General features: G+C 28.9%; 15 protein-coding genes. 7 read left to right on the forward strand and 8 right to left on the reverse strand.

All coding sequences use genetic code 11. The features are described 5' to 3' along the window. Positions 1-6: 6 nt before the first annotated feature. Complete coding sequence (locus OCV55_RS14010) at positions 7-207, reverse strand: IS3 family transposase (protein ID WP_147579593.1); 201 nt, start codon at positions 205-207, stop codon at positions 7-9. Between the two features lie 157 nt (positions 208-364). Here OCV55_RS14010 and OCV55_RS01475 point away from each other — a divergent pair, with 157 nt between their 5' ends. Beyond that, the gene (locus OCV55_RS01475; RefSeq protein ID WP_147579594.1) at positions 365-859 is read left to right on the forward strand and encodes a D-glycero-alpha-D-manno-heptose-1,7-bisphosphate 7-phosphatase; all 495 of its coding nucleotides are present in this window, start codon (positions 365-367) and stop codon (positions 857-859) included. A gap of 41 nt (positions 860-900) precedes the next feature. On the opposite strand, the gene OCV55_RS01480 is transcribed toward OCV55_RS01475, so the two are convergent. The 3 genes from OCV55_RS01480 to OCV55_RS01490 all read right to left on the reverse strand — a co-directional run bounded on the left by OCV55_RS01480 (position 901) and on the right by OCV55_RS01490 (position 3,176). Beyond that, positions 901-1,761 (reverse strand): Cof-type HAD-IIB family hydrolase, encoded by an 861-nt coding sequence (locus OCV55_RS01480; protein WP_147579595.1) that lies wholly within the window; start codon positions 1,759-1,761, stop codon positions 901-903. 77 nt (positions 1,762-1,838) lie between these two features. Further along, complete coding sequence (locus tag OCV55_RS01485; RefSeq protein WP_147579596.1) at positions 1,839-2,477, reverse strand: ribonuclease HIII; 639 nt, start codon at positions 2,475-2,477, stop codon at positions 1,839-1,841. A 48-nt stretch (positions 2,478-2,525) separates the two neighbouring features. Then, the gene (locus tag OCV55_RS01490; RefSeq protein ID WP_032090407.1) at positions 2,526-3,176 is read right to left on the reverse strand and encodes a Crp/Fnr family transcriptional regulator; all 651 of its coding nucleotides are present in this window, start codon (positions 3,174-3,176) and stop codon (positions 2,526-2,528) included. Positions 3,177-3,261: 85 nt separating this feature from the next. Between OCV55_RS01490 and OCV55_RS01495 the strand changes: the two genes are divergently transcribed. The 5 genes from OCV55_RS01495 (at position 3,262) to OCV55_RS01515 (ending at position 6,596) form a co-directional block, all read left to right on the forward strand. Next, positions 3,262-4,113: a YitT family protein gene (locus OCV55_RS01495; RefSeq protein WP_147579597.1), complete on the forward strand. Its 852-nt coding sequence runs from the start codon at positions 3,262-3,264 to the stop codon at positions 4,111-4,113. A 64-nt stretch (positions 4,114-4,177) separates the two neighbouring features. Beyond that, a complete protein-coding gene (locus tag OCV55_RS01500) occupies positions 4,178-4,768 on the forward strand; it encodes a GNAT family N-acetyltransferase (protein WP_032090405.1) in 591 nt (196 codons plus the stop codon). Beyond that, positions 4,769-5,305 carry a prolyl-tRNA synthetase associated domain-containing protein gene (locus tag OCV55_RS01505; RefSeq protein ID WP_147579598.1) on the forward strand — a complete coding sequence of 179 codons (537 nt, stop codon included), beginning with the start codon at positions 4,769-4,771 and terminating at the stop codon, positions 5,303-5,305. Continuing rightward, positions 5,298-5,819, forward strand: coding sequence for a hypothetical protein (locus tag OCV55_RS01510; RefSeq protein WP_147579599.1), 522 nt, complete (start codon positions 5,298-5,300; stop codon positions 5,817-5,819). The genes OCV55_RS01505 and OCV55_RS01510 overlap by 8 nt, the downstream gene beginning before the upstream one ends. A gap of 24 nt (positions 5,820-5,843) precedes the next feature. Continuing rightward, positions 5,844-6,596, forward strand: a complete 753-nt coding sequence (locus OCV55_RS01515) for a hypothetical protein (RefSeq protein ID WP_147579600.1) — start codon at positions 5,844-5,846, stop codon at positions 6,594-6,596. Here OCV55_RS01515 and dnaK read toward each other — a convergent pair. The 4 genes from dnaK to OCV55_RS01535 are packed head-to-tail and all read right to left on the reverse strand — an operon-like array spanning position 6,570 to position 10,191. Continuing rightward, positions 6,570-8,330 carry a molecular chaperone DnaK gene (gene dnaK, locus OCV55_RS01520; RefSeq protein ID WP_147579601.1) on the reverse strand — a complete coding sequence of 587 codons (1,761 nt, stop codon included), beginning with the start codon at positions 8,328-8,330 and terminating at the stop codon, positions 6,570-6,572. The two genes, OCV55_RS01515 and dnaK, sit on opposite strands and share 27 nt — an antisense overlap. Before the next feature lie 12 nt (positions 8,331-8,342). Continuing rightward, positions 8,343-8,966 (reverse strand): J domain-containing protein, encoded by a 624-nt coding sequence (locus OCV55_RS01525; RefSeq protein WP_032090401.1) that lies wholly within the window; start codon positions 8,964-8,966, stop codon positions 8,343-8,345. Next, the gene (locus OCV55_RS01530) at positions 8,963-9,796 is read right to left on the reverse strand and encodes a DUF5685 family protein (RefSeq protein WP_147579602.1); all 834 of its coding nucleotides are present in this window, start codon (positions 9,794-9,796) and stop codon (positions 8,963-8,965) included. The genes OCV55_RS01525 and OCV55_RS01530 overlap by 4 nt, the downstream gene beginning before the upstream one ends. Positions 9,797-9,798: 2 nt before the next feature. After that, the gene (locus OCV55_RS01535) at positions 9,799-10,191 is read right to left on the reverse strand and encodes a hypothetical protein (protein ID WP_052010899.1); all 393 of its coding nucleotides are present in this window, start codon (positions 10,189-10,191) and stop codon (positions 9,799-9,801) included. 214 nt (positions 10,192-10,405) lie between these two features. Between OCV55_RS01535 and OCV55_RS01540 the strand changes: the two genes are divergently transcribed. After that, positions 10,406-11,995 carry a vWA domain-containing protein gene (locus OCV55_RS01540; protein ID WP_147579603.1) on the forward strand — a complete coding sequence of 530 codons (1,590 nt, stop codon included), beginning with the start codon at positions 10,406-10,408 and terminating at the stop codon, positions 11,993-11,995. The last annotated feature ends 19 nt before the right edge of the window (positions 11,996-12,014 follow it).

Here is a 12,014-nt window from a genome sequence, read left to right on the forward strand (position 1 = left end):
TAAAATTTAAGATAGGGATTGTTGTCTATAAGCTAATGGACTCAATCCTTTTCTTTTTACATTGATTCTTTTCTCATTGTAATATTTAATATATTCTTCAATTGCATTCTTTAATTTAATAGAAATAATTTTCCTGTCTGAAACGAGTTCTTGACAAATAAGGGTTCTAATTCTTTCATTTTCTACAAGCAAATGATGATAAATCATTTGAATATTTTATAAAATTTTCTCTATTTTTGTTCATATAGATTCCTCCCTATATATATTGTCTTTTTTTGAGGAGTTTTCTTCTTTTTAGTAAAAATAAATGATAAAATTTTAAAAATAAAAGCTTTGGAGGTAAAGTAAGAATCAAAAGGTTAAAATGAAGCCATCCTATTTAAAAATTGCTTTTTTGGATAGAGATGGGACTCTTATTAAAGATTATCCAGATGAAAAATGGAGAGAAATTAAAGAACCTGAATTTTTAGAAGGTTCAATAGAAGGACTCAAGAGATTAAAAGAGATGGGATATGATTTTATCATTATAACAAATCAATATCTTATTAATGATGGAATTATTTCATTGAATGATTATCAACAGTTTACAGGAAAATTTCTAAAAAAATTAAAAGAAGAAAATATAGATATTCTAAAAATCTACTTTTGTCCGCATAATGAAAAAGATCATTGTCACTGTAAAAAGCCAAAACCTGGGATGATAGAACAAGCTAAAAAAGATTTTTTAATTGATATGAATAACTCTATCTATATAGGGGATAGTCAAGTTGATTATTTACTAGCAAAACATTTTACTTTAATTTTTTATGGGATAAATTATAATGGTGATAATGTTAAAAGTTATCGTAGTATTTTATAAATTTCCAAACAAATAAAAAAGATTCAAAATAAATGAATCTTTTATAAGTTTTCTAAAGCATATTCAATAGCTTCACTAACAGCTCCATCTTTACAACTTGAAACAACTTTATAAGCTTTTTCTTGAATAACTTTTTCAGCGTTGTTTGGCGCAAAAGAATAAGGGAAACGTTCAAAGAGAGTAATATCATTCATACCATCTCCTAAAACAATAACTTCTTCTTTTTTGATGTTTAATAGGTCAATTACTTTTTCTAAAATAAGTCCTTTTTGCGCATTTTCATTTGTGATTTCAACATTATCAGGATATGAAGATAAATACGCAATCTTTTTCATATCTTTAAAATAAGGAAGGACCTTTTGTATTTCAAATTCATCATGTGAAAAAGCTTCTACTTTGATGATGTCTAAATCTTTTTTTATGAATTCATCAATCGAATCAAATTGTTGAATTTGACAGGCAGGAGAATCACTCATTGGACCTCCTGGTAAAAAATCTTCCATTTTATTTCCAAAACGGACACTACCGCGATAAGCAAAACGATCTCTTACGTAATCAGGTTTTAAAGTACTATAAAAACCATTTGTGGTAAAAATCATATACGGTGTATTATTTTCAATAAAGACAGGAAGAATTTCTTTAAGCATTTCTTTATCTAAATAACAATCCATGATGGCTTTTCCTTCTTTATTACAATATTGAGCACCATTTCCTAAAATGGCCGAACATTTTATACCTAAAGGGTCTAAAACACTTGTCACGCCATAATAATCTCTCCCTGAAGCCACAACAAATTCAATGCCTTTCGCTTGTGCTTTTTTTATACTTTCAATACATTTGGGATTGATGTAACCATGAGATAATAAAGTTCCATCAACATCACTGACAATCATTTTAATCATTTCTTTTTCCTCCGATAATCTTATTATATAAAAAATAAAGCATTATTTTATTTTTTTACTTAATAAGAAAAAAGAGTTTATTCAACTCTCTCTAAGATCTGTTTGTAGTTTGGAAAATTTGTTTTAGAAACTTTCCATAAAATATCTTTTCCATGTTCTTGTACTAAAGAAGTTCCAGCATCATTTGCGAGAATATTAAAACCACGAGGAAGTGTTGTATTTAATGATTGACACATGTTTTGATAATATTGAAGATAAGCATACTGAGAAAGAATATGCGCACATTTCATCGCTAAAGACATTTCTTCTTTTTTAAATTCAATATGACGAACAACAACGATTTTGCTTTTTAAATAACGATAATATTTTTTAGGTGCTAAAAAAGCATCAATCGTTACTTTAGAAATAGGGTGTTCAATACGTTGAATAACATTGATCATCGCTTGATTATAAAGTTTTGCTTTAATACATGAAAGTTTTTGATCTTCTTTTACATATTGATTGTAATGACTATTATCAAGCAAAAGTAAACTATAGGTGAGTTTATCTTTTAATATCTTACCAATTTTTTCAATATCATTTGTAGACATTTCTTTATCTAATTCTAGTTCATTCAGTTCTTTTTCATCTTTTTGATCAACATAACAGGCAACGACACATAATGGTCCAAAGAAATCAAGTGAACCTGTTTCATAACATCCTACATGACTTTCCATTATAAATTCCTCCTCTTTATATCTTATTATAACATAACTTATTTTTGTTTAAACTAGTGTTGATAAATATTGCTCGTAGAGTTTATCTCGTTTTAAAACTTTGATATGACCATATTCAATTGAAATTAAACCCTCATCTTTAAATTGATTTAAAACCTTTGTAACAGTTACTCTTGAAATGGCAAGTGAATCCGCAATTTCTTGATGAGTATAGGGAATATCTCCAAAAAGTAAATTTTTTTCAATATTGTTTGTAGCACTTAATTCATATAAAAAAGCAGCTACTTTTTCAAATCGGTCATAAGTTTGTGCCCATTTTAAAAGTTGAGTTAAATGATTGCAGTTATCATTAAACATCTTAAGTAGAGTAATCGTCAGATCAAGTGAAGATGATAAATAAGGATAAAGATCTTCAAGATGACAAGTAATAATTTCAACATCATTAATAGCCGAAACGGTTGTTGGGCGATAAGCATTTTCATAAAGTGAAGATTCACCAAAAATACGTCCTTTATCTAAAACATCGTAATTAATTTCATCACCATTTTTAGTAATATGGTAAACCCGTACGCGACCTTTTAAAACCAGACATAATTCATCAGCATGGTCATCTTGCATATAAATAATATCATTTTTTTGATAGTGTTTAATGGTACCAGCTTGTTTAAAATAATCAAAGAGTTCGTCATTAATTTTCATTTTTTTCACCTACTTGTTTAAATTGTAACATATGTTACATTCTTAAAAAAGAAAAATTGTTAGGATATATCCCGAGGTGAGAAATATGAAAAAAATTATTCAAATTATTATTGGTAACGTTTTAATGGCTTTTGCTATTAGTACTTTGATTTTAGATAATTCCATTGTGGTAGGAGGGGTTTCTGGTATTAGTACAGTTTTTCATTTTTATACAGGAATTTCTGTTTCCCTTTGTGTAGGAATTATTAATATTGCTTTATTTATCATTGGATTTTGTTTTTTAGGAAAAGCATTTGCGATGAAAACATTGGTTTCAACATTCTTATTTCCTATTTTATTAGAATTCTTTAATCAACAACCTTATTTACATGGTTTATTAAATGATCAATTATTAATTTGTATTTTAGGAGGATTTTTATTAGGACTAGGAATTGGTCTTGTATTAAAAGCGGGAGGATCTACAGGAGGATTTGATATTTTAGCACTTATTGTTGAAAAATATTTTAAAATACCTGTGACTTTGCTTGTTAATGGGATTGATGCAGCAATTCTTGTTCTACAAATTTCATTTCATAGTGCTCCTGAAATCGTTTATGGAATCATGACAATTTTAATTACAGCCTATATGATGAATTATTTATTATCATCAGGTAAAGGATGTGTCCAAGTTCTTGTAATGTCTAAAGAAATTGAACGTATGAAAACAATGATTTTAAATGATATGGATGCAGGTGTGACTTTATTAGATGGTAAAAGTGGTTTTTATGGAAATGAAACAGAAGTTGTTTTAACGATTTTACCTTATCGTAAACTTCCTGATTTAAAAGATAAAATTAAAGAAATTGATGAAAAAGCATTTATTATTGTTTCTCATGTAGAAGAAGTTAGTGGAAATGGTTTTACATATTCTAAAGAAATGCGAGAAGTTTTATCTTAGGTGTTCATTTTTATGGACATCTTTTTTAATTTGGTAGATAATAAGGCAAACGGGGGAATGAGTTATGAAAATAGAGATCAGGTATGCAAAATTAGAAGATGCTGCAAGACTAGTAGAAATCTATTGTTATTATGTTGAAAAGACAGCGATTACTTTTGAATATGAAGTACCAGCTGTTGAAGAATTTCAACAAAGAATGGTACATGTCATGGAAAAATATCCATATTTAGTAGCTAAGGTGGATGATCAAATTGTCGGCTATGCTTATGCTGGTACTTTTAATGTTAGAGCGGCTTATGATTGGTGTGTAGAAACATCGATTTATGTAGATCATACTTTAAGAAAATGTGGGGTAGGGAAAAGACTTTATCAAGCTTTGGAAAAAGCTTTAAAAGCACAAAATATTACGAATTTAAATGCATGTATTTCTTCACCAATTCAAAATGATGAATATTTAGATACCAATAGTATTGATTATCATCATCATTTAGGATATCAAATGGTGGGAGAATTTCATCAATGTGGGTATAAATTTAAACGTTGGTATAATATGGTATGGATGGAAAAGTTTATAGGGGAACATCATGAAAATCAATTACCAATGATTCAATTTAATGAAATCAAAGATCAAGTGAATTTAAATGAGGTAGATTAAATGGAATTAGTAACAGGGAGACCACAAGATAAAAGAATAGATAAAGAAGAAAGAGTTTATGATTTACTCGATCAATTAAACATTGACTATCAACGCCTTGATCATCAAGAAGCAAATACCATGGAAGTGTGTTTAGAAATAGAAAAAAATTTAAAATCAACAATTTGTAAGAATTTATTTTTAGTTAATTCAAATAAAAGTCAATATTATTTACTAATGTTGAAAGGACATAAAAAATTCAAAACAAAAGTGATTTCAAAACAAATCAACAGTTCACGTCTATCCTTTGGAAGTGATGAAAAAATGTTGGAATATTTAGATATTACACCTGGTTCAGTGAGTGTTTTAGGTTTAATGAATGATCATGAACATCATGTTCAATTATTGGTGGATAAAGATTTATTAGAAGATGATTACTTAGGATGTCATCCTTGTATTAATACAAGGAGTTTAAAAATAAAAATGAAAGATGTATTTGAAAAAATTATACCGGCTCTTCATCATGAACCTATCTTTGTAGAGGTTGGTGATGAATAAAAAAGGAATCATCATTTATCTTGTCATGAAAGGACAAGATGAATTTGTAGAAAAGGCAAAAACTTACTTTCAAAAGAGTTCGTATCTTTTAGAGGTTATTGAAATTAATGATTGGCAAGATGAACTTTCTTTTGAATCAAAAACAGGAAAAGCATTATTCCATACAATTGAAACAATTAAACAAAAGAATCTTTCTTTAAAATGTTATATTAGTGGTTATTCACTTGCAGGGCTTTTTAGTCTTTATGCGATGCATGAATTAGATTTAGATGGAGCAATTAGTGTATCGGGTTCTTTATGGAAAGAAGGATGGTTGGATTATTTAAAAGAACATCCCATTTATCATAAGAAAATATATTTGAGTTTAGGAAGTAAAGAACATAAAACGAGAAATGTTTTAATGAAAAATGTGTTAAAAAATACTTTAGAGACATATGAGATTTATCAAAAAGAGAATCAATGTTTCTTTGAAAAGAATGTTGGCAATCATTTTTTCAAAGTGAACAAAGGATGATGAAAGGGTGGGATTATATTCTTTATGAAAAATAGGAAATTAACAGAGAAAAGGCTATTATTTATTAAAAAAATATTATTTGTTTTAACAATTTTATTACTGATTTATCATGTGGGATGGACAATCTTTATTTTAGCTTATCGCCATCATATTGGTGATGTTTACATAAAATATGTGACAACTATGATTTTTCGTATTTTACAGTTTAGTGCGATGTTACTTGTTTTAGCGGCACCTAAGTTTTTAAAGAAATGGTTTAAGATCAATGTTCCTTTAGCACTTTATATTGTTATTGAACTTTTTGCGTTTAATGCTTTAGTTTTAGGAGATGGACTTGATTTTTATGGAAAATATCCATGGTGGGATTCTTTTTTACATTTCCATTCGGGAATTATTCTATCTTTTGTAGCTTTATGGTTTATACATATTATGATGGCAGAAAAAAGCAAATTTATTTATATGAATAAATATTTTACATGCTTATTTTTAGTGGTTTTTTCTTTAGGTGTTGGTGCTTTTTGGGAAATTTTAGAATATAGTTGTGATGGGATTTTTCATACAAATGCTCAACAATATATGGCTTCAACAAAGGGAACACTTGTTTCTAAAAATGATATTCCTTTAAAAGGGCATGAAGCATTAAAAGATACGATGAAAGATTTAATGCTTGATTTAGGCGGCTCTTTGATTGTCGCAACGTATGGATTTGTAAGACATGATGAAATTGTCAAAAAAATATCGAGAGATCATTTATCTCCCGATGATATTTTGAGCTAGAGATTCTAAATGATTTTTAGAATCTTTTATTTTTTGTATTTCTTTGGATGAAGCTGTTTCATAATTGAATTTTCTTGTCATTTTCATTAAAGAAGAAAGTTCTGCTTTAATTTGTTTTCTTAATGCTTTATCCATTTCTTTTTTATGTGAGGCAAGACCATTTTGAACATTGATAATGAGAGTTTCTACTTCATTTTTTAAAAGCATGTTATCTTTTGTCACTTGGTCTTGGCTTTCATACATCTTAGCTTGTCTAATTGCTTCTTCAATATCACTATCAGACATTTTAGAAGAGCCTTCAATCGTCATACTTTGACTGTTTCCAGAGGCAAGGTCTTTGGCAGAAACATGAACGATTCCGTTACTATCAATATCAAAAGTAACTTCGATTTGTGGAACACCGCGCATCGCACGTTTGATTTTTTTTAGTTTAAATTTTCCTAAAGATTGATTATCTTTTGCGAGAGGTCTTTCACCTTGTAAAACATTGATTTCTACTTGTGTTTGAAAGTTGGCTGATGTCGTAAAGACTTGACTATGACTGGTTGGAACCGTTGTATTTCTTGGAATTAAAGGTGTAGCGACACCACCAACCGTTTCAATAGAAAGTGTTAAAGGAGTGACATCTAATAAAAGAACATCATTCTCTTCACCATATAAAACCATTTCACCACTTAATTTTCCAGCTTGAATCGCAGCACCCAAAGCCACACATTCATCTGGATTTAATGATTTACTTGGTTCCATGTTCGTAATTTCTTTTACTTTTTCTTGAACCGCTAAAATACGAGAGGATCCACCAACTAAGATAATTTTATTAAGATCCTGTGGTGTAAGTCTGGCATCATTTAAAGCTGTTTGCATTGGTAAAACAAGACGGTCAATAAGTCCTTTTGTAAGTTCATTGAATTTTTGTCTTGTAAGTGTGATTTCTAAGTTTTTAGGTCCGTTTGTATCTTGATAAATAAAAGGCAAATTAATGAGGGTACTTGATTGACTTGAAAGTTCGATTTTAGCTTGTTCACTGGCTTCTAAAACGCGACTATAAGCGACGGTATCTTTTCTTAAATCAATACCTTCTTGTTTTAAAAAGCTTTCTAAAATAAAATCACAGATAGCTTTATTAAAATCATCCCCACCTAAATGATTATCACCAGCTGTTGATAAAACTTCGATTACACCACTACCAATTTCAATAATCGAAACATCAAAAGTTCCACCACCTAAATCAAAAACCATCACTTTTTGCCCATAAGCATTTTCAAGCCCATAAGCCAGTGCTGCAGCGGTTGGTTCATTAATGATCCTTAAAACTTCTAATCCCGCAATTTTTCCAGCATCTTTTGTTGCTTGCCTTTGGGCATCATTAAAATATGCTGGAACTGTAATAACCGCTTGGTTGACTTCTTCTTGTAAGTAAGCTTCGGCATCATTTTTTAATTTTTGTAAGATCATTGAAGAAATAAGCTGTGGAGAAAGTTGTTTTCCATCAATTTCTACATGATAATTTTGTCCCATTTCTCTTTTAATAGATGAAATCGTACGTTTTGGATTCATTGATTGTTGACGTTTAGCCAGTTCTCCAACAAGTTTCTTTCCATCTTTATCAAAAGCAACAATACTTGGTGTTGTCTTTTGGTTTTCTTTATTTTCAATAATTTTAGCTTTTCCATTTTCATAAAAAGCCATACAACTATTTGTTGTTCCTAAGTCAATTCCAATAACCTTTGCCATAATTTTCTCCTTCTAACAACATAAAATAGGGTAATGATATCCTCCACCACAACAACATGACATCATACAATTTAAAAGCATAATCGAATAACAACAATTCATCATACTTGCTGGATTACCGTATTGTTGACTGGTTTGACGATATTGTCTTGTATTTCCTTGTAATTGATTTAATAATAAAATATATTGCATATTCATGGGTTCCATTTGAACAGCTGTTTGAGCATATTCCTGTGCACGAATATTATTTCCTAAACTATTTTCAGCTAAAGCAGCTAAATAAAACCACATACCTGTTTTATTTTGAATTTGATTTAAAACATTTAAAGCTTCTTGATAACGTCCACCTTGAATAAAACCACTAGCTTCTTGATAAGCTTCTTGGTCATTTCCATGATACTGATAGCCGCCGGTTGTTTGACTACCATAACTTTGTTGTCTAAAACCTTTTTTTCTTTCATCCATAATAGTTTTATATGCATTTTGGACTTCTTTAAATTTTTCAGTGTATTCTGCTTGATGAGGGTTTCCAATATTAGCGTCAGGATGATATTTTTTAGAAAGTGTACGATAAGCCTTTTTGACTTCATCATCACTGGCACTAGGGGAAATTCCTAGTATTTGATAAGGATTCATGATTTTTCCTCCATTCTTTTCTTTTTAATCAGTTCAAATTTTGTCCAAATACCACTATAGATAATATTTCGTAAAAGTTCAACATTTTCAATCAAAGGAAGCTTTTCAAAATAAAAACTGCTTCTAGAAATCATCATTTCTAAAATATTAAAACAATATTCTTGAAAGTGTTCTTCTTTAAATTTATTTTTAAAAGGATTATAAGTTTGTTTTTTGATATCTTCTTCTACATCTTCAAAAGCATCAATCAAATAAATAAATTTTCCTAAATAAAATCCCATTTGATAAAGATCATCTTTAAAAACATCTTCTTGATAAACACAAATACTTGCCATGATATGACCAAAATGACCAGCAACTTCATCTAAATCTAAACAATGTGATTTTTCTAGATAATGAATTTGGTCTAAATGTTCTTTAATTTTTTCTACTTTATCAGGATATTTCTTTTTAATTCTATTAAATTCTTTTTTTAAAAGTTGTTTAAAAGTTTTACTTTTTAAAGAATTTTCATCTAAAACATCGTCTTCTAATTTATAGTACGTTAAAACAATATTCATATCACTGACATAATCCATATATTGATTAGTACGTACACTCTTTTTATGAAAAGGATGTAATGGGCAACGAATTAAATATTGTTTATCTGTCGGTTCATACAGACTAGAAAGCAAAATTCCTACAAAGTTTAAATCATAATTTAAAGTCAATTGACCACGGCGACCATGATTTTGTTTTAAAGATTGACATAAACCACAATAATATTCTTGATATTTATCAAAATCTTTAATTTTTAATTCTGGTTTATTAATAACGACATAGCCAAACATAATTAAGTTCTCTTTTCAAATTTTTGATGACAACTTGGACAAGTCACAATAATTTTTCCTTTTCCTTTAGGAAGTCTTACCATTTGTTTACAAGAGGGACAACGGTAGTATTTATGACTACGATCGGAAAATCTTTTCTTTTGAAGATTAAAAAATTGTTGAACAGGTTTAATTGCTTTTAAGTATTTTTCATTTTCTTGATAACGTTTATATGTTTGTCTAGAAAACATACGATAGATAACTAAAAGCCAAATAAGATATCCAAGTGACATAATGATTCTATTATTAAAGAATATATTAAGGATAAATAAAGCGATGACAAAAAATAATGCATGATTATTTAAAGTATCTATTCCATATCTTCCTTGCATGAATTGAATTAATTTTTCTTTCATAAACATCTCTCCTTACATTGATGAGGTGATTATATGCTTGAATTATGTATTGAACATGAACTCTAAAAAATACGATAAATTGAAAGTCTTTGACATCTTCTTACAAGATAGGGCATAGCTTGTAAAAATATTTTTAATAATTATTTAAAAAGGCAATCAATCGACATGATTTGTATTTTTTTCTTTTTATTGTAGAGATGGAAAGGAGAAAAAAATGAAAAAATTAATATGTCTTTTAACAGTTTTTGTAAGTTTATTTTTTATGCAAGTTCCTGTTAAAGCAAGTGACATCAATTGGGATATTTCTAAATCAAAAACAGCCACACAACTTGATGAAAATTATCGAAGCCAGGTGACACTTTCGCTTCCTGCTAAAAGTGAAAAACTTGTTTCAGATGTTGTTTTTGTTTTAGATAAATCAACAAGTACACAAATTGAAAATCAAACTTTAGATATGTTGGAAAATTTACAAACACAAATTTCACAAACAAATGCTAAAGTAAAAGTCGGGATTGTTATTTTTAATAAAGAGGCAAATGTTTTTGGATGGTTTGATCTAGAAAATGATTTGGATGATATCAAAAAGGCGATTTTTAAAGAAATAACATCTGGAACGAATTGTCATGCAGGATTATTAGCAGGAAAAGAATTATTGGATCAAGATCAAGAGGTAGCAGCTAAACGTAAGTATATGGTCTTTGTTAGTGATGGTATTACTTATATGTATAATCAAAAAGCAACGGTTACAGCTTGGTCGTTTGAAAACGATGGCATTGTTGCAAGTTGGCCAGGACCTGATAATTGGAATTTAAAATATGGTCAAGAAGATCTTCCTGATTGGGATAATTATTTAACAGATGTAAAAGAAAAATTAGCCATTCAAGGAGATCAGTATGATTATCTTTATGGTGAGGCTCCAACAAATATAATGCCTCTAGAAGAATCTAAAGAAGGGTTAAATTCTGTTGATAAAGCTCTTTATTATACTGTTTCTACTTACCAAGCAATGAAAGATGAAGGATATCATTGTTATTCAATGCTTGCTAATGGATATAGTAATTATCCATGGGCAACATCTTTTATGAATTATTTATCTAAAGGACAAGAAATTTCTTTTAAAGATATTCAAAATGATATTTATTATTTATTGGATCAAGGAACTTATGTAGAAGACTTTATGGGTAAAGGAAAAGACAATTATGGAAATGATTATGATTTTGACTTTATAACAGATGAAAAACAATTTTATATGATGGTTGGAAATCACAAATATGTTCCAGAATTCATCGAAGAAAATCATTATGGTTTTAATCATCAAGAAAATGGTTATGCTTATGAATTATTCTATTATCCTGAAGAAAAGGAACATTTTATTTGGAAAATGAATGTACCTGTGAGTCAATTCGAACATGTTCAACTTGTTTATACTTTACAACTTATAAATCCTCAAAAAAAAGCAGGAGAATATGGGGAATACGATGAAGATGGTCATCTTTTTAAAGAAGGATTAAAAACAAATACGCAAGCTATTTTACATCCTATTGATAGTTTTTCTAAAGAATTAGAACCTGAAGAATTTTTGTTCCCAACAGTTTCATACAAAGTAATAGAAACTAATGTTGATGAACCTGAAAAGCCAAGTGAAACAATTAAAACGGAAGTTAAAAAATCAACACCTGTAACGACAACTCCTGTTGCTACGGGAGATGATACAAAACAAGAATTTTGGTATGCATTATTGGGATTATCAATTTCAACACTTCTTCTTTTATTAATAAAACATTACAAGACAAGACGCGAGTAGTCGCGTTTTGTTTTTGTTT

Source organism: [Clostridium] ammoniilyticum (assembly GCF_025566905.1).
Lineage (GTDB): Bacteria > Bacillota_I > Bacilli_A > Erysipelotrichales > Coprobacillaceae > Faecalibacillus > Faecalibacillus intestinalis.